This window comes from Lentzea sp. NPDC092896 (assembly GCF_044754905.1).
In the GTDB taxonomy this organism is placed as follows: Bacteria; Actinomycetota; Actinomycetes; order Mycobacteriales; family Pseudonocardiaceae; genus Lentzea.
Map to the genome: position 1 here is coordinate 757,415 of NZ_JBIVPX010000002.1, position 16,936 is coordinate 774,350.

Below are 16,936 nucleotides of genomic sequence, written 5' to 3' on the forward strand. Positions count from 1 at the left end.
AGGCCGGTCTTGGTAAGGAGTCAATTTGCGTTTTGCCCCTGACACGGAGGAGTCGCTGGCGTTCGTCGTAGCGCTGTGCAACACCGACCCGTCAGCGTCGCGGACCAGCGAGGACGAGCTCGGCACCGTCGCGCAGTTGCAGGTGCTGCTCGGCCAGTTCCACTACACGGGCCGCATCGACGGCGACGAGGTGGAGTTGAAGGACGTCCATCGGACCCGTGCGCTGCTCAGGCGCGTGTGGTCACTCGAGCGCGACGACGCTGTCGAAGCCGTCAACAAGATGCTGCGCGACGCCAAGGCACTGCCCCACCTCGTGCGGCACGACGATCTCGACTGGCACATGCACGCCACCGAGCCCAGCTCGCCGCTCGCCGAACGGATGCGGGTGGAGGCCGCGCTCGCCCTCATCGACGTGATCCGAATGAACGAGACGGACCGCCTGCGGGTCTGCGCGGCAGACGACTGCGAAGGCCTCCTGCTCGACCTGTCCCGCAACGGCCTCAAGCGGTTCTGCAGCGTGCGGTGCGGCAACCGGATGAACATGATCGCGTTCCGCGAGCGCAAGGCGGATGGTCGCTGATGCAACCGGACATCGACGTCGGCGACAGGCTGATTTTGCGGCCGTGGCGGGAAAGCGACGCCGACGCCGTGCTGAAAGCCTTCAGCTGCCCCGAAATCCAACGGTGGCACGTGCGGCGCATGGACACGCGCGACGAAGCCCGTGACTGGATCGCGGGCTGGCCGGCGCGCTGGGACGACGGGACGGCCGCCAGCTGGGCGATCAGCCGCGACGACGAACCGGTCGGCCAGGCCGGTCTGCGGAACCTCTCGCTGCACGAAGCGTCGGCGGCCCTGTCCTACTGGGTGTTGCTGGAAGCCCGCGGCGCCGGGATCGCCGCTCGCGCCGCACGGGCCCTGACCGACTGGGCGTTCGAAACCCTTGGCCTGCACCGGGTTTCGCTGGAGCACTCGACGGCCAACGCGGCGTCGTGCCGCGTGGCCGCCAAGCTCGGGTTCCCGGCCGAGGGGACGTTGCGGGGCTCCGGACGGCACGCGGACGGCTGGCACGACATGCACCTGCACGCCCGCCTGCGGACCGACGTCAGCCCCGGCGCATCAGGCGTTGGGCGAGGCGCGCGCCCAGGCCGGTGAACGGTGGCTGGGCCAGGCGGAGCGTGTCGAGCGCGAGCGGCTTGCGCAGCACAGGCTTGAGGTGCGAGAAGGCACGCCACGAGTAGGGCCCGTGGTAGGCGCCGATCCCGCTGGCGCCGACCCCGCCGAACGGCAGGCCGGTCGCGGCCACGTGGATCAGGCCCGCGTCGTGGACCACCGCGCCCGACGACGTTCGCTGCTCGAACAGGCGGCGGGTGCGGGCCGACGAGCTGAACACGTACAGCGCGAGCGGCTTGTCCCAGTCGTTGACGACGTCGATCGCCCGCTCGGCCGACTCGACCGCGACGATCGGCAGGATCGGGCCGAAGATCTCCTCCCGCAGCACCGGATGAGTCGCGTCCGGACCGACGGCACGGCCTTCGGTGACGACGACCGTGGGTGCGATGTACCGCTCGGAACGGTCGTGCTCGCCGCCGACCACGACGTCCGTGCCGTCCAGGAGGGACACGAGACGATCGAACTGCCGCTCGTTGACGATGCGGCCGTAGTTCTCGCTCGTCCGCGGATCGGAGCCCCACAGGTCCTCGATCGCCCTGCGGAACGCCTCGACGAGCGCGGGGACGCGGTCCGGCGTGGTCATCACGTAGTCGGGGGCGACGCAGGTCTGGCCGGCGTTGGTGAACTTCGCCCACATCAGGCGGCGTGCGGCCTGGTCGAGGTGGGCGTCGTCGTCGAACCAGGCCGGCGACTTGCCGCCCAGTTCCAGCGTCACCGGAGTCAGGTGCTCGGCCGCGGCCCGCATCACGATCCGGCCCACCGCGCCACTGCCGGTGAAGACGATGTGGTCGAACCGCTGGGCCAGGAGTTCGGTTGTCTCCTCGACGCCGCCCTCGACCACGCGCACGGCGCCGTCGGGGAAGTACGCGGGTACGAGCCTCGCGATCAGCGCGGACGTAGCCGGTGCCAGCTCGCTCGGCTTGAGGACGGCCGTGTTGCCCGCGGCCAGGATGCCGACGAGCGGGTCGAGCAGGAGTTGCATCGGGTAGTTCCACGGAGCGATCACCAGCACCACGCCGAGCGGTTCGGACACCAGCCGCGCCCGCGCCGGCCACAGCGCGAGTGGCACCGGGCCGCGCCGGGAACGGGTCCACCTCCGCAGGTGGCGCAGTGTGTGGTTGATCTCCGCCAGCACCACGCCGATCTCGGTCAGCTGCGCCTCGCCGGCGCCCTTGTGCAGGTCGCTCCACAGGGCGGCCTCGAACTCCTGCTGGTTCTCGGTGACCAGCGCGCGCAACGCCTGGAGAGCGGCGGCCGGGGAGCGGGTGGCGCCGGACTCGAAGACCTTGCGTGCGTCGGACACGAGCGCGGGGATGGCACCTGTCGTCGTGGGCATGCCCCCACCCTAGCGCATTCCGAAACAGATCCTTTTCGTTTCTCGACCGGTACAGTGGACCGGGTGACGACGAAGGCCGCGCAGGGGCGCCCGAAGGACCCGAGGGTGGACGCGGCCCTGATCACCGCGGCGATCGAGGTCCTGAACGAGTCGGGCTGGGCCGCGTTCACGACCACCGAGGTCGCCCGGCGGGCCGGCGCCTCCACCGCGTCCCTCTACCGCCGCTGGCCGTCCAAGCAGGCACTCGCCGGAGCCGTGGCCCGGCACATCACCCAGGCCGAACTGAGCGGGATCGACACCGGTGCCCTCGAAGGCGACGTCCGGGAGCTCCTGGCGCGCAAGCGCAGGATTCTCGAAGCGGCCACCGGCCCCGCGCTGCTGTCGCTGATGGGCCAGGCCGCGCACGACCCGGAACTGCGGCAGATCCTGCACGACGACGTCTACCTCGCGGTTCGCGAGCAGCTGACCGCCCTCATCGCCGCAGCCGCCCGCCGAGGGGAGGTGGCCGGGAGCATCGACGCCGCGCAGATCGACGTCCTCACGCTCGTGCTGATCGGCACCGCCCTGGCCCGATCGGTCTTCATCCAGACCGACGCCCCGCACGCCGCCGAAGCCGAGCTCCGCATGCTGCTCGCCGTGATCACCGGGGCCTGACCTCAGCAGTTCGCCCGCAGCAGCACGCCGGTGGTGCCGGGCAGGCTGACCGAGGTGACGGACTTGCCGTCGTGGTCCTGGTAGGTGCGGTTGAGCGAGACCGCGGTCTCGGGGCTTCCGGTCGGGTTGGCGTTGACCAGTGCCATGCCGCAGGTGAAGTCCCTGCGGTAGACCTTGTCCGCGATCGCCCGGTAGGCGCCGGCCGGGTGCCCGAGGTTCCAGTCGTACTCGGGGTGCCACGGCGCCGGGCCCGCGTAGCCGTCGGTCTTGGCGATCTCGGCGATCGAGGCGTGCCCGTTGGTGGTCATGAACAGGCTGGCCAGCGCGTACCGGAAGGCCTTCGTGTCGCCCGCGTCGAAGTGCGGCTGCACCCAGGTCATCTTGCCGCTCGTCTCGTTGGCGGCGATCTCGGCGACCTGCCTGCGCCAGCCCTCCGGGTAGTCCTCCAGCAGCCTGTCGCTGGAGAACGTCAGCCACCACTCGTCGAACCCGCCGTCGAGGTAGGCGCCGTACGCCTCCCAGCCGCCCGCGTGCAGGCGCGCGTTGGTCAGGTTGGCGACCGAGAGCAGTCCCGCGGCCGTGAAGCCGGTCCGGATCTCGGCGAGCATGCCCTTGTAGGCCTCCTGGAACGACGCGTTGTCCGGATACTTCGCCGGGCACACGCCGGGATGGTGGGCGTCGCACGTGTACAGAGCGTTGTCGAGGAACACGCCGTCGAACCCCGTGGATTTGGCGCTCGTCACGACGCTGCTGACCCAGGCTTTGCGGTAGCCGGGACTTCCGACGTCCATCTGTTCGTGGCCCTCGTAGCCGGCGTAGGAGAGTTCCTCTCCGTCCGGTCCTTTGAGGAACCAGTCCGGATTGGACGCGCGGACGGCGCAATAACCCAGTCCGGTGGGCAGTTCGGCGTCGTCCCTGCCCTGCTTGCACGCGTAGGAGCGGGTGGACGAGAGGTCTTTGTAGACGTACACCCTGACCTTGGGGTTCGCGGCTTTGAGCTTGCGCAGGAGATCGCCCTCCCACGCGTTCAGCACGACGTGCGCGCGGCGTTTGGCCTCGGTGGCGATCGTGGCGTCGTCCACCGGCGTGCTGTTGAGGTGCAGCCAGAACGACTGGGTGCGTGCCACGGGTGCGGCCTCGCCCGTGGGGGCGGTGAGACCGAAGAGCAGTGCCACTATCGGCAGAATTCCCCGTACTTTGCCTGCTTTCTCCAGCATTGTTCCTCCCGCTCGGAAGATCTGCGGGTGGAGTACCCGTTCCGAGACGCGGGGGTGTCGCTGAAGCTGGAAATCACCTGTTGCGGTGCGAAGTGGTGAAGAAATGACACCGTGCGTACGACCGTCCGACCTGGACGGGTGACCGTCAGCCGAGGAGTTCGGCGAACGTCCTCGCGAACAGGTACGCGTCGCCCGGCCAGCGCGCCGACACGTAGTCGCCGTCCCGCACCACGAACGCGGGCCCGTCGTCGGTGGCGGTGCCGCGCCTGCTCAGCTCGACCGGCCCGCGCTCGAACACCGCGCCCGACGCCACGACCTCGTCCTGCACGTACGCGGGATAGGTCCGGTAGTACCGCCCGCGCAGCCACGCCGTCGAGAAGTACGCGGCCCGTTCCATGTACTTCGGCAGGCAGGTGGTGCGGCGCCCTGCCAGCACCCCGGCGCGGGCGAGCACGAGCACGCCGTGACAGATCGCGCCGACCGGCCGTCGCAACGCCCAGAACCGCGCGACGACCTTCTGGAGTTCCACGGACCCGAGGTACTGGCGCATGCCGGGCGCGTGCCCGCCGGGCAGCACCAGCCCGTCGAACTCCTCCGGCACCACCGACCCCCACGCGAGCGGCGCGCGGTAGGCAGGCGAGTCGAGCAGGTCGCGGTAGAACGCCTTCGGCTCGGGCTCGGCGCCGAGCTTGCCGAACACGACACCGCTCAGCAGCAACGGATCGGCCCGCGGCGCGGTGCCACCGCGTTCGGTCGCGAAGACGACCTCGTGCCCGGCGTCGGTGAGCACCCGCCACGGCACCGCCACCTCGGTGACGTCGAAGTCCTGGTCGGGCAAGGGAAGCAGCACGCGCATGGGCTGATCCTGCCACCCGCCGGTTCAGGCCTCGGGGTTCACCTTCGTCGCGAGGAAGCCGAGGCCGGCCGTGGCCGCCAGAAACCCTCCGGCCAGTTCGTTGCTGCCCCGGAAGTAGATGACGACGGTCGCGACGAAGCAGGCGACGGCGAGCACCGTCAGGACGACGCCGCCGATCCGCCGGATCCGTTGGGACGGCGGCAGCGGAACCGTTCCCTCGGGAAACCCCCGGTAGGGGAACGGTCCTGGCCGGAACCGCCAGCCGTCCTCCCGGTGCCGCACGACGTCCGGGTGCTGCCGGGCGTACCGCAGGCGGCGAGGTGCGAGCCTGCCGAACGGCAACCAGGCCTGCCGGATCGCGATCCACCCGGCGGCGGGCAGCAACGCCACCGCCGCTCAGATCGCCATCGCCGCGCTTCTCGCCGGACGTGATTCCCAGCAGGTCGTCCAGTTGACCGCTGGCGGCGTAGGCGATCACCGCGGCGATGGCGAGCACCAGGGCGAGCTGTTCGATCATGTGGCCGGTGTGGCAGCGGGCGCAGCGCGGCACGAGCACGACGTCGCTCTGCCACCTCGTGCGGATCACCACGACCCAGCGGGTGAGGCCGGTGTCGACGTTCTTGTGGAACCCGATGGCGCGGTCGTGCCCCCGGTGGTGGGCGGTCCGCCCGCAGAACCAGCACTCCGGCGTCACCCGCCTCACCCTGGGTCAGGGCAGGCTGGTGATCACGGCGCCGTGGTCGTCCAGCACGCGAATGCTCGGGACGTCCTGTGCGTCGACCGAGATCACGATGCGAGGCCGGCCCTTCGAGTCGTTGAGCGCGAGCACCGCTCCGTCCGCCGTGGACCAGACCAGCTCGACCCTGGTCGGCATCGGCGGGGTCTGCTCGACGGGCGACCGGGGGTCCGGCATCTGCTTGAAGAACAACGCGGTCGCGCCGTGCTCGCCCTGCCACGTGGTGCCGAGCGTGAGTGCCTGCGCGTTGACGTAGTCCAGCGAGAAGCTGGCCGCCGAGGCCCCGGCGACGACGCCGCCGCGTTCGTCGCCGTTCTCGTCGTTGAAGATCAGGTAGGTGCCGCGCTCGGGTCCCTGGCGCTGCTCGGCCGGGATCACCTTGCCGCCGATGAGCACGGGCGGGCGCCTCGTGTCCGCGAGCAGCCGTTGCCGGCCCCGGTTGTCGCGCACGGTGAAAGAGTCGCGGACTTCCTCGCCTCGAGAATCGGCGGCCTGCGAGGCGGCCGGAGTGACGACGGTGGCCGCGGCGGCGATGGCGGCGCCGCGCAGGGCGGTGCGCCTGGACAACGGTGAGGTCATGCGGGCAGTCAACCGGCGCCGGCGCTGATGATCACTGGGGCGGACCCGAGTCGTCGTGGTGGGGCTGCCCCCAGTCAGGGATGAAGTCCCGGGCCGTGCTCCGCGTGGGGGGCGATGGGGGTGGGGCTGAGCGCGGTGTCGTCCTCGCCCTCCTCCAGCAACGTCGCGGCGGCGCCGACGACGCGCACGTCCGGGGTGCCGATCACGCCGGAGTCCTTGTCGGCGTAGTCGAAGCGGGCGAGAACGCTGCGCATGGCCTCGACGCGGGCCCGTTTCTTGTCGTTGCTCTTGACCACCGTCCACGGCGCGATCTCGGTGTCCGTGGAGCGGAACATGGCGACCTTGGCCTCGGTGTAGTCGTCCCAGCGGTCCAGCGACTTGATGTCGTTGGGGCTGAGCTTCCACTGCCGCACCGGGTCGATCTGGCGGATGACGAACCGGGTCCGTTGTTCCTGGCGCGACACCGAGAACCACAGCTTCACCAGCAGCACGCCGTCCTCGACGAGCATGCGTTCGAACTCCGGCGCCTGCTGCATGAACAGGTCGTACTCGGCCTTGGTGCAGTACCCCATGACGTGCTCGACGACGGCGCGGTTGTACCAGGACCGGTCGAACAGAACGATCTCTCCGGCGGTGGGCAGCTCACGGACGTAGCGCTGGAAGTACCACTCGCCGCGTTCCCGTTCGCCCGGCTTGTCGAGGGCGACCGTGCGCGCGCCGCGAGGGTCGAGGTGTTCGGTGAACCGCTTGATGGTGCCGCCCTTGCCGGCGGCGTCGCGCCCCTCGAAGAGGATGACGAGGCGCTGCCCGGTCTCGGCGACCCAGTGCTGCAGCTTCAGCAACTCGATCTGCAGCAGCCGCTTGAGCCGCTCGTACTCGGGGCGGGGCATCCGTTCGGTGAACGGGTAGTTCTCCCGCCAGGTGAGCACCTCGCGTCCGTGCGCGTCGCGCAGGACGGGCTCGTCGGCGTCCGGGAACTCGGCGGTGTAGCCCTCGGCGAGCAGTTCTGCGGAATCGACAGTCACGAATTCGTACATACCCGACGTAACGCCGGTGAAACTACGCGGCGCGGCGGCGGTGCCTGGCGGCGTACGAGCGCAGCGCGCGCAGGAAGTCGAGGTGGCGGAAGCCGGGCCAGTGGACGTCGCAGAAGTACAGCTCCGCGTAGGCCGCCTGCCACAGCAGGAAACCGGACATGCGCACCTCGCCGCTGGTGCGGATCACCAGGTCGGGATCGGGCCGCCCGGTGCCGTGCAGGTGCCGCGAGATGTCGTCCGCGGTCAGTGTCGAGGCCAGTTCCTCGAGGCTCGTCCCGGTGGTGGCCTTGTCGTCGAGCAGGGAGCGCACCGCGTCGACCAGTTCGTGACGGCCGTCGTAGCCCACGGCCATGGTCAGGTGGAACTCCGCGTCACGGTCCCGGGTGTCCTCGACGGCGAGCTTGAGCGCGTTCCTGGTGGAGTCCGGGAGCAGGTCCAGGCGGCCGGCGACGTGGACCTGCCAGCGGTCCGACTCGACGGCCCTGCGGACCACGATCCGCTCGATGACGTCCAGGAGGAACCGGGTCTCGTCGTCGTCGCGTTTGTGCAGGTTGTCGGCCGACGCGAGGTACACGGTCATGTGGTGGACGCCGATGTCCTCGCACCAGCCCATGACGTCCTGCACGTGCTCGGCGCCGTGCTGATGGCCCAGGCTCGCGTGGGCCAGGCCTGCCTGCCTGGCCCAGCGCCGGTTGCCGTCCATGATCATTCCGACGTGTCGTGGCAGCGGCGCGTGTCGCAGCTGCCTGCGGAGCCGGCGGGTGTAGAGATCCTGCAGCACGTCGCGAATGATCTTCACCCAACTCAAGCTAGCACTGGGTGCGCCCGCGTCCAGTCGTCGACGTGGAAGGGCGACGTGCCGTCCGGCGTGGCGGTCGACGCGTGCGCCACGATCTCGGCGGGCAGCTGTCCGTCTGTCATGTCGAGCCGGTCGCGGTAGTCCGTCACGAACGCCGCGGCGACCTCGTCGGCGGTCAGCGCGGGGGCGTAGTCGGCCAGGCCCGCGATGGAGCTCTGCCGCAGGTCGTAGCCGAGCGCCTCCGACACGTCCGTGATCACCGCGCGCACCCGGTCCGAGACGGCGACCTGCACGACCGTGCTGAACAGGGAACCGGTGGCGGTGACGCGCTGCGCCGACCCCACGACCTTCGTGTCGCCCTCGACGTTGATGCTGAACTCGCCGGGGCAGTACTCGCCGTCCACCTCACCGATGCGCGCGTCGACGTCGCCGAGTTCGCGCAGCACCCGGACGTGGCTGTCGGCGTTCGCGGCGAAGGTCGAGCGGCCGGCCTGGCGGATGTCCGTGGTGGCGTCGAGGTGGTCGATCACGACGGCGCCGCTGTCGTAGGCGACCATCCGCCCGCCCGGCGACCGGACCACCGGCTCGAAACCGGCTTCAAGGGCCAGCTCGGTGGCTTTGGTGATGCCGGGCGAGCGGAGGTCACGGCCGCTGAACGCGACGGTCGGGCTTTGCGGCACGTAGATGTGGACGAGCTGCGACCACGCCGCGTTGGGTGTGCGCAGCAGCAGTGCCGGGATCACCAGTTCGGTGACGGCGCCTCCGGTGCTCCCGGAGACCAGCAGACGTGAGGTCACGCCGTGATTCTCGACCACGACCTGCTCAGCCCGCCTCGCGGTACGCCTTGCCTGCCTCGTTCGGGGTGCCGCCAGGGGCGTAGAGGCCGGTGCCGGGCTTCTCTGCGGGCAGCGCGAACCAGGCGTAGCGCTCGACGTACGGGAGGCCCTCCATCATTGCGCTGGAGCCGCGGGCGAACGCCGCGAGCTGGGCCTGGGTGGGAAAGCGCGCCGTGCCGCCCGAGAAGTCGATGAGCGCGTACTCGGTGAGCCACACGGGTTTGCCGTACCGCGCGTGCACCGCCTCGAGGTAGTTCTTCAGGTGACCGACGGCGGCGTCGCTGAAGTCCGAGCCGTACCAGTGCACCGCGATGAAGTCGACGCGCAGTCCGCGCTGGGCGGCGCCGGTCATGAACCGGTCGAGCCAGCCGCCCGCCTTGTCCCCGCTGTGCGCGACGGCGGGGCTGCCGAGCCGCAGACCGGTCGCCGCGAGCTTCGGCCACAGGTCCAGTGCCTGTTCCGGGGTCATGTTCGCCTGCTCGGGGAAGTCGGGCTCGTTGAACCCGAGCAGCACCTTGCCGTTCGCCTTGGCGCGGGCGAGGGTCGCGTCGTCGGTGAACTTCGTGCCCCAGATCATCGGCACGAACTCGACGTTCGGCGGCGTCGCGATGCCGTCGGTCTGCGCCGCCCAGTTGTAGTACCAGCCCGCGCGGACGTCCGTGAGCGCCTTGCCGACGCCGTCGAAGTTCCAGGTGCTGACGCCCTTCTTCACCGACGCCGTGACGGGAACGGCGGGCGGTGGGGGCTGCACGGCCGTCGACGTCGAGGGTGGCGCGGAGGAGGAGGTCGACGACGGGGGAGCGCTGGTGGGAGGCGGTGGTGTGGACGTGGTCTGGGTGACGGCCGGGATCGCCCGTGCGACCGGTTCCTCGCCGGACGGCAGCACGGCGACCACAACCCCTGCGATCAGAACCGTGGCCGCCGCGGCCGCGATCGACTTGGCCAGCGTGCCCTTGAGGAACAGGCCGATCTTGCCGCCGGTGGCCGGGGTCGCACTGACCGGGGAGACGACGAGCGTGGACGGCTCGAACCCGAAACCGAACGCGGCGGGCAGCGGTACCAGCGGCAGCCGGGCGAGCAGCCCTTCGACCGCAGCCAGGTCGTACCCGCACCGCTCACAGCGGACGCACTCCCGGCTGTGCCGGGCGATCCGCTTGCGCCACAACGGGCTGGCGGCGCCGTCCCACTCGGCGACGACCTCGGCCAGGTCGGGACAGCGCGGCGTGCGTTCCAGCGTCCGCACGACGATGCGCGCGGCGTCGAGCTGGGCCTTGACCCGCTGCACCCGCACGGCGGTGTGCTGCGGGGTCAGTTCCAGCGCGTCGGCTACCTCCGTGCGGGTCAGCCGCCCGGCCGCCTCCAGCCACCACAGCGACAGCAGCTCGCGCTCGTCCTCGCTGAGCCACCGCGTGGCCGCGACGACCTCGCGGCGCTGCCCGGACAGCTGCAGGCGCATGATCGTGAGGTCGACGAAGTCCGCGCCGGGGTCGGCGACGTCCTGCGGGACCGGACCGGTGACCGGCACGCGCTGACTTTCGCGGTGCCGCAGGCGGATCTGGTTCATCGCGATCACGACGAGCCACGACCGGAACCCGGCGGGATCGCGCAGCCCTGGCAGCCCGTGCACGGCGCGCAACATGGTCTCCTGGACCACGTCGTCGGTGTCCGCGTGACCGCCGAGCGCGTGCCCGACGATGTTGTAGACCAGGGGCAGGTACCCGCTCACCAGGTCGTCCAACGCGCGCTGGTCGCCGTCGCGCGCGGCCACCACCGTCGCGACGCCGGGTTCCTCCGGTGCTGCCATGCCCACCTCACTTGCCGGTCCGGGGTCCTCTGACCAGGAGATGTCCCCTGCGTCCGGCGATAACAGAAACTTCCTGGGCTTTCTAGCCGACGGCGGTGGTTCGGACCAGTGCCGGGTCGCGGACGCCACCTCGCGCGGCCGCGGCGAATTGCCGGTTCCGTCCCACGATCAGCGCTGCCACCAGGCAATTGAGCGGGCTAACGTAACGCGATGTGCGGCGAACAGGTGGCGAGGTAAGGATCCTTGGGCCGGTCGAGGTGTGCGGCCCGCACGGCCGCGCGGTGCTGACCGGTGCCCGGCAGCGCAGCATCGTCGCGGTGCTCGCCCTGCACGCGGGCACGCCGGTCGCCGTCGACCGTCTCGTGGACGTGCTGTGGGGAGACGATCCGCCGCGCACGGCCGTGAGGTCGTTGCACAGCCATGTGGCGCGTGTGCGGCAGGCGCTCGCCGACTGCGGGATGCCCGGCGCGCTGATGACCAAGCCGGGCGGGTACCAGCTCGACGCGTCGGTCGACGCGGCGGCGTTCGACCGGACCAGGGACCTGAGCCTGTGGCGCGGTGAGCCGCTCGCGGGCACCGAGCTGTTCGGGTGGGGGCGTGCGGAGATCGATCGGTTGCGGGAGCAGCGGATCGCCGCGCTGGAGGCGTACTGGGGTGATCGGCTCGACCGGCCGAACGCGATCGAGGAGCTGGAACGGCTGGTGGTCGGCCATCCGACCAGGGAACGGCTCGTCGGCCTGCTGATGCGGGCGTTGCACCGCGACGGCAGGCACGCCGACGCGCTGGAGGTGTTCCGAAGACTCAGAGACCGGCTCGCCGACGAACTGGGCGTCGATCCCGGGCCTGACCTCCTCGCGCTGCACACCGCGATCCTGCGCCGCGATCCCGTGCTGCACAGCGCGAAACCCGCCCAGCTGCCGGCCCGCGCCGGGCACTTCACCGGCCGCGCGGCCGAGTTCGCCGCCCTCGCCGGCCTGCCACCGATCGTCGTGGTCTCCGGTGTCGCCGGGGTCGGCAAGACCACGTTCGCCGTCGAGTGGGCACGACGGGTCGCCGACCGCTTCCCGGACGGGCAGGTGTTCCTGGACCTGCAACGCCTCACGCCCGCCCAGGCGTTGACCGAGATGCTGCACAGCCTCGGCGTTCCCGCGGACCGGGTCCCCGCCGACCCGGCCGCGCTGTACCGGACCCTGTTGCACGGCAAGCGAGTCCTCATCCTGCTCGACGACGTCCGCCGCGCGCGGGACGTGCTGCCGCTCGTGCCCGGCGACCAGGGGAACCTGCTGCTGATCACGAGCCGCGACGCGCTCTCCGCGCTCGGCACGCGCCACGCCGTGCACACGGTGAGCCTCGACCTGCTCAGCGAACCGGAGGCGCGTGACCTGCTGGCCGACATCCTCGGCGAGCCCAGGGTGAGCGCGGAGTCCGCAGCGACCGCGGACCTGGTTGTCCACTGTGGACGGCTGCCGCTGGCGTTGCGCATCGCGGCCGCGCGGCTCGCGATCCGGCCCGGCAGGCGGATCGCCGATCTCGTGCGCGAGCTGACCCGCAACGACCCGCTGGACGTGCTGACGGTCGACGGGGACGACCGCACGGTCCGCACCGTGTTCGCCAGCGCGCACCGCACGCTCAGTTCGCAGGCGGCCCGGCTGTTCCGCGTGCTCGGCGAACATCCCGGGGCGAACTTTCCCGCGGACCTCGCCGACGCGATGGGGCCGGGTCTCGACGAACTCGTCGCGTCGCACCTCGTCAGCGAGATGGGCAACGGCCGGTACGCGCTGCACGACCTGATCCGGCTGTTCGCCCGGCAGAGCGGCGACCTCGGTGACGGGGTGGAGCGCCTGCTCGACCGCTACCTCACGATCGCCCACGCCGCGGGCGAGGTCCTCAACCCGCGCCACGACCTCGTGACCCGGCCGCACTGCGACGACCTCCCGTTCGCCGCCGACCGCGTCGAGGTGCTCGCCTACCTCGACGCCGAACGCGACAACGTGCTGCACGTGATCCGGATGGCGGCACGGCTGGGTCTGCACCGCGAGACGTGGCAACTGGCGTACCTGCTGACGAGTTACTTCGAGGCACGCGGCAACTGGGCGGCGCGCGTGGAACAGTGCGAGCACGCCGTGACGGCAGCCCGCGCGATCGGTGACCAACGAGCCGAGGCCGAGATGCTGCGGGGACAGGGCATCGCGCTGCAGATGACCTCCCGCATCGCCGAAGCCATGGTGGTGCAACGGCAGGCGCTCGTCCTGGTGCGCGAAGCCGGTGACCTGCGCGGGGAAGCACGGCTGCACAACAACATCGCCAACGCGCACTCCGAACTGCGGCAGTTCGACCTGGCGCTGGAGTCCTACCGCGCGGCGATGGAGGTGCACGGCGCGGCGGGGGACGAGGTGGGCGTGGCGCTGGCGCGCCGCAACCTCGGCTACACCTACGTCCGGATGGGCAAGGCGGACCTGGCGGCCTCACCGTTGTTCGCGGCCCTGGAAACGTTCCGCGCCAAGGAGAACCCGCGGCTGGAGGCGGCGACGCTGATGTCGCTCGGCAACGCCTTCCACCAGCTCGCCGACCTCGAACCGGCGCTGCGCTTCTTCGGCGACGCGCTGCGGATCAGCCGCGAGATCACCGACCACCGCTTCGAAGCCGACGCGCTGACCGGCCTCGGCGTGACCCAGCTGGCGCTCGGAGATCCCGCCGTGGCAAGGGAATGCCTTGCTGGCGCGTTGGTGGTGTGCCGCGCTCTCGGTGACGGGCACCGCGAGGCGTCGACGTTGCGCGAACTGGCCGAGGCCGACCTCGCGCTCGGCGACCTCACCGCCGCCCGCGACCACCTCGCGGCCGCGCTGACGGCCAGGACCCAGGCGCCGGACGAGTTCGAGCTGGCCCAGGTCCACCGCACGTTCGCCGGCCTGGAGGGCCGGAGTGGGCGGTGGACCGAGGCCGCACGGCACTGGGCTCAGGCCGTCACCCTGTTCACTTCCTGCCGGCGATCGTGAACACGGCCACGCGCTTGCCGATCTGGCCAGGCTGCACCGACGTGATCTCCAGCGTGAACTTCTTCTGCTGCTCCGTCACGCGCAGCACCTTGTACGGCACACCGGCCTGGCTCTCGCCCGCCTTGATGGTGACCGTTCCGCGTGGCTCGGCCTGGTAGTCCTCACCCAGCTTCGCGGTGCCGTCGACGAACCTGTACGTCACCTGGATGTTCTGCTTCGCCTTGCCGTCGCGCAGTTTCAGGACCGCCGTGTACGAGTCCGCCGACTCGTGCACGGGCCCGTCTATCGCGTCCACGACGTCGGGGCAGTTCGGCGGCTCGCAGTCCGCTGCTCCGTGTGCGGGCACGATCCCCAGCAGAAGCAGCAACAGCACCATGATGGTCTTCATTGACAACCCTTTCGGTGGGTCCGTCTCCGAACAACGGAGACGGACCCACCGGGGTTGATACTCAGTCCTTCTCGTTGATCAGGTATTGCGCTCCGCCGAGATCCGTGCCCTGGACGTCGACCTGGCGCACGTGCAGCTCGGCCGGACCGGCCTCCTTGTCGGTCGCGAACGTCAGCGCCGTCTCGATCCGCTCGTCGCCCTTGAGCACCAGCCCGTCGATGCTCGCCTTGGTGTCGACGAGCTGGAACTGCGTCTCACCGACCTGCTTCACGCCGGTGAGCCGTCCGCCGGCGGCCTTCCACCGCGCCGTGAGCTCCTGGCCGAGGTCGATCGTCGCGGTGCCGGCGAACGGCCGGGGCTGCTCGAAGATCAGGTTCTGCCTGGCGTCGGTGCGCTCCGGGTTGCCGATCGTGTACGGCACGCGGATGGGTTCGAACGGGCGGACCCGCACGGAGTCGACGTTGCGCCACGCGATGTTGTTGTTCCGCTGCGCGTTGAGCTGGGTGTTGGCGCCCTCGGCGAACGTCATCGGGTCCGCGTTCGACACCCAGCGGGCGAGCAGGCAGAAGTGCGCGGGGCCGGGCACGTTCCAGCCGGGCCAGGTGATCATGACGGTGGTGCCGCCGACCGGCACGGACGAGCCCGCGGTGCCGATGTAGGTCCAGCCGCCCGGCCACGCCGTGCCGCCGCCGAGGTTGCTGCGGTACAGGTGGAGGTTGCCGTCCACGAAGCCGATGCCGCCCGGCTTGCGTCTCAACGTGACGAACACGTAGTTGTTGACGCCCACGACCGGGTTCTGCGACACCGCACACAGCACCGGCGTCGAGCACACCTTGATGTCGGGGCTGTAGTAGATGCTGCCGGCGCTGGGCTCGTTGCCGACGTCGCTGACGTTGTCGCGCACGAAGACGTCACGTTGGAACGGCGTGGCGCTCGCGGCCGGTGCGATCAACGCCGCGGCCGCCAGCAAGCCCGCCAGCACCGTTGCCAGTTTGGCTTTCACCATGTCCTCCATCGGTTGTGGTCTGCCGATGAAGGAGTACCGCCGTGCTGTTGTGGCGAGGTTGTCGTGCTGTTGTCCGCGGATTCAGCCGACCAGGCGGCGGCGCCAGTCCAGCGGCGTGACCGTGATCGACCGGCCTGGGTCGCGGTCCCACCGGGTGTGCAGGCCGGCCGCTTCGAGGGCGGCCACGACCTCGTCGCCGATGGCCGTGGTGGTCTCGGACGATCCGTCGAAGCCGCCGTAGAGGAGCGTCAGCCCGTGACCGGCCGCGGCGGACTCCGTGCACTGCGAGTGGAAGTAGACGAACCCGCGGGCGCCCGGCCTCGCCTCGGCGCCGATCTCCGCCTGGCCGCAGCCGCGGCAGCAGGTGAAGTTCTCGCGGGCGGTGATGCCGTTGTGCTGCAGGGCGGTGAACGCGCGGGTGAGCCGTTCGGGGTCGGTCTCGCCCTGCCACGACCGCTGTTCCGCGACCCGTTCCAGCCACAACCGGTCGGCCAGCGCCTGTGCCTGTTCGCGCGACACCGGCCGGCGGTCCTCGGTGACCAGGTACTCCTCCGCGAGCTCGGCCAGTTCGGCACGGGAGCAGTAGCCACCGGCCAGTGCCTCGCGGACGCGGGTCTCCAGCTCCTCGTGCTCCTTGTCGCCGAGGTCGAGTGGCGGCGCCTCCTGTGCGGGCGGCAGGCCCAGCGGCGACCAGGACAGACCGCTGTCCCACCCGGCTTCCCGGCGGGCCCAGCCGGTGAGCGCCGCGATCACGGTGGCGGGCTGTCCGACCGTCGTCTCGAAGTGCCGGTCGGCGCTGCCGTCGCGGTGCTCCACCGAGTAGTCGCCGCCGGCCGCGTGCCAGATCTGGGCGAAGACGTCGGGCAGGTCCGGCAGCCGCTGGATCACCAGGAACCGGTCCCCGTCGCCGCCGATGCGCCCGACCAGTCCCGCCAGTTCCTCGGCGGACACGCGGACGTGCCGTTCCCCGGTCTCCGTCCGCACCACGATCTCCAGCAGCATGCGGAGACTCTAACGTGATCGGCTTTTCTTATCGGTCCGATTGGAAGTATTTATTTTAAGGCTATAGCACATTGCGGTGGCCATGCGGCGTTCGGTGAGCGGCCATCTCATTTGGCCTTGAGTGGTGCAAAGCCCTGCGAAATGGAGTTGTCGTCGTGTAGTGGCCAAAAGTCGATGTATTTTTCTCCGGTGATCACTACGAGTGTTGGGTCGAGTGCGGGACGTGACGAAATGCGCCTGTGGTGACGCGTGCGTGTATGTGTGGGTCGATGAAATTTGTATGATCAAAATTGGACTGTTCGGCGGATTCGTGCTGGTTCTGGCCCTGGTTAATCTGCGTCAGTCCACTTCAGGTGGCACGGGGGTTCTTCGGGGTGGGTGCTTGCTGCGGTTGAACGAAAATGGTGCCTGGAATTCGCGGTAGGGCATCGCGTTGTTCAAGTCCGTGTTTCGGAGTGCTCCTCCGTTCGCTGTATCTACGACCTCAGTCCGTGCTCCGTGGTAGCGGGGCGGGTTCTTA

General features: G+C 70.3%; 16 protein-coding genes. 4 read left to right on the forward strand and 12 right to left on the reverse strand.

Annotated elements, in window-relative coordinates; all coding sequences use genetic code 11:
- Window positions 1-25: 25 nt before the first annotated feature.
- Complete coding sequence (locus ACIQF0_RS14730) at window positions 26-580, forward strand: CGNR zinc finger domain-containing protein (protein ID WP_401029421.1); 555 nt, start codon at window positions 26-28, stop codon at window positions 578-580.
- Window positions 580-1,152 (forward strand): GNAT family N-acetyltransferase, encoded by a 573-nt coding sequence (locus ACIQF0_RS14735; protein WP_401029424.1) that lies wholly within the window; start codon window positions 580-582, stop codon window positions 1,150-1,152. Before ACIQF0_RS14730 ends, ACIQF0_RS14735 begins: the two co-directional genes overlap by 1 nt.
- On the opposite strand, the gene ACIQF0_RS14740 is transcribed toward ACIQF0_RS14735, so the two are convergent.
- Window positions 1,103-2,506, reverse strand: a complete 1,404-nt coding sequence (locus ACIQF0_RS14740) for an aldehyde dehydrogenase family protein (RefSeq protein ID WP_401029427.1) — start codon at window positions 2,504-2,506, stop codon at window positions 1,103-1,105. The two genes, ACIQF0_RS14735 and ACIQF0_RS14740, sit on opposite strands and share 50 nt — an antisense overlap.
- 63 nt (window positions 2,507-2,569) lie before the next feature.
- Between ACIQF0_RS14740 and ACIQF0_RS14745 the strand changes: the two genes are divergently transcribed.
- The gene (locus ACIQF0_RS14745) at window positions 2,570-3,160 is read left to right on the forward strand and encodes a TetR/AcrR family transcriptional regulator (RefSeq protein ID WP_401029430.1); all 591 of its coding nucleotides are present in this window, start codon (window positions 2,570-2,572) and stop codon (window positions 3,158-3,160) included.
- Between the two features lie 2 nt (window positions 3,161-3,162).
- Here ACIQF0_RS14745 and ACIQF0_RS14750 read toward each other — a convergent pair whose 3' ends face one another.
- From ACIQF0_RS14750 to ACIQF0_RS14785, 8 genes are all read right to left on the reverse strand, one after another.
- Window positions 3,163-4,335, reverse strand: coding sequence for a putative glycoside hydrolase (locus ACIQF0_RS14750; RefSeq protein WP_401029433.1), 1,173 nt, complete (start codon window positions 4,333-4,335; stop codon window positions 3,163-3,165).
- 187 nt (window positions 4,336-4,522) lie between these two features.
- A complete protein-coding gene (locus tag ACIQF0_RS14755) occupies window positions 4,523-5,233 on the reverse strand; it encodes a type 1 glutamine amidotransferase domain-containing protein (RefSeq protein WP_401029436.1) in 711 nt (236 codons plus the stop codon).
- Window positions 5,234-5,257: 24 nt separating this feature from the next.
- Window positions 5,258-5,623: a hypothetical protein gene (locus ACIQF0_RS14760; protein WP_401029439.1), complete on the reverse strand. Its 366-nt coding sequence runs from the start codon at window positions 5,621-5,623 to the stop codon at window positions 5,258-5,260.
- A gap of 319 nt (window positions 5,624-5,942) precedes the next feature.
- The gene (locus ACIQF0_RS14765; protein ID WP_401029442.1) at window positions 5,943-6,548 is read right to left on the reverse strand and encodes a hypothetical protein; all 606 of its coding nucleotides are present in this window, start codon (window positions 6,546-6,548) and stop codon (window positions 5,943-5,945) included.
- A gap of 74 nt (window positions 6,549-6,622) precedes the next feature.
- Window positions 6,623-7,573 (reverse strand): polyphosphate kinase 2, encoded by a 951-nt coding sequence (gene ppk2, locus ACIQF0_RS14770; RefSeq protein WP_401029445.1) that lies wholly within the window; start codon window positions 7,571-7,573, stop codon window positions 6,623-6,625.
- A gap of 34 nt (window positions 7,574-7,607) precedes the next feature.
- Window positions 7,608-8,384 carry a polyprenyl diphosphate synthase gene (uppS, locus tag ACIQF0_RS14775; RefSeq protein ID WP_401029448.1) on the reverse strand — a complete coding sequence of 259 codons (777 nt, stop codon included), beginning with the start codon at window positions 8,382-8,384 and terminating at the stop codon, window positions 7,608-7,610.
- Window positions 8,385-8,389: 5 nt separating this feature from the next.
- Window positions 8,390-9,181, reverse strand: a complete 792-nt coding sequence (locus tag ACIQF0_RS14780; protein ID WP_401029451.1) for a lipoyl protein ligase domain-containing protein — start codon at window positions 9,179-9,181, stop codon at window positions 8,390-8,392.
- A gap of 25 nt (window positions 9,182-9,206) precedes the next feature.
- Window positions 9,207-11,024: a sigma-70 family RNA polymerase sigma factor gene (locus tag ACIQF0_RS14785; RefSeq protein WP_401029454.1), complete on the reverse strand. Its 1,818-nt coding sequence runs from the start codon at window positions 11,022-11,024 to the stop codon at window positions 9,207-9,209.
- A 212-nt stretch (window positions 11,025-11,236) separates the two neighbouring features.
- Here ACIQF0_RS14785 and ACIQF0_RS14790 point away from each other — a divergent pair, with 212 nt between their 5' ends.
- On the forward strand, window positions 11,237-14,020 hold the full coding sequence (locus ACIQF0_RS14790) for a BTAD domain-containing putative transcriptional regulator (protein WP_401029457.1): 2,784 nt from the start codon (window positions 11,237-11,239) through the stop codon (window positions 14,018-14,020).
- Here ACIQF0_RS14790 and ACIQF0_RS14795 read toward each other — a convergent pair.
- The 3 genes from ACIQF0_RS14795 to ACIQF0_RS14805 form a co-directional block, all read right to left on the reverse strand.
- A complete protein-coding gene (locus ACIQF0_RS14795; protein ID WP_401029460.1) occupies window positions 13,998-14,408 on the reverse strand; it encodes a Calx-beta domain-containing protein in 411 nt (136 codons plus the stop codon). The two genes, ACIQF0_RS14790 and ACIQF0_RS14795, sit on opposite strands and share 23 nt — an antisense overlap.
- Before the next feature lie 61 nt (window positions 14,409-14,469).
- Window positions 14,470-15,411: a hypothetical protein gene (locus ACIQF0_RS14800; RefSeq protein WP_401029463.1), complete on the reverse strand. Its 942-nt coding sequence runs from the start codon at window positions 15,409-15,411 to the stop codon at window positions 14,470-14,472.
- Between the two features lie 84 nt (window positions 15,412-15,495).
- On the reverse strand, window positions 15,496-16,416 hold the full coding sequence (locus ACIQF0_RS14805; protein WP_401029466.1) for a DUF6891 domain-containing protein: 921 nt from the start codon (window positions 16,414-16,416) through the stop codon (window positions 15,496-15,498).
- Between the last annotated feature and the right edge of the window lie 520 nt (window positions 16,417-16,936).

What these genes read in the sequence shown, in the direction of transcription:
- ACIQF0_RS14785 (WP_401029454.1), bottom strand. Translation starts at nt 11,024, where the DNA reads ATGGCAGCACCGGAGGAACCCGGCGTCGCGACGGTGGTGGCCGCGCGC.
- ACIQF0_RS14740 (WP_401029427.1), bottom strand. Translation starts at nt 2,506, where the DNA reads ATGCCCACGACGACAGGTGCCATCCCCGCGCTCGTGTCCGACGCACGC.
- ACIQF0_RS14805 (WP_401029466.1), bottom strand. Translation starts at nt 16,416, where the DNA reads ATGCTGCTGGAGATCGTGGTGCGGACGGAGACCGGGGAACGGCACGTC.
- ACIQF0_RS14755 (WP_401029436.1), bottom strand. Translation starts at nt 5,233, where the DNA reads ATGCGCGTGCTGCTTCCCTTGCCCGACCAGGACTTCGACGTCACCGAG.
- ACIQF0_RS14795 (WP_401029460.1), bottom strand. Translation starts at nt 14,408, where the DNA reads ATGAAGACCATCATGGTGCTGTTGCTGCTTCTGCTGGGGATCGTGCCC.
- ACIQF0_RS14735 (WP_401029424.1), top strand. Translation starts at nt 580, where the DNA reads ATGCAACCGGACATCGACGTCGGCGACAGGCTGATTTTGCGGCCGTGG.
- ACIQF0_RS14765 (WP_401029442.1), bottom strand. Translation starts at nt 6,548, where the DNA reads ATGACCTCACCGTTGTCCAGGCGCACCGCCCTGCGCGGCGCCGCCATC.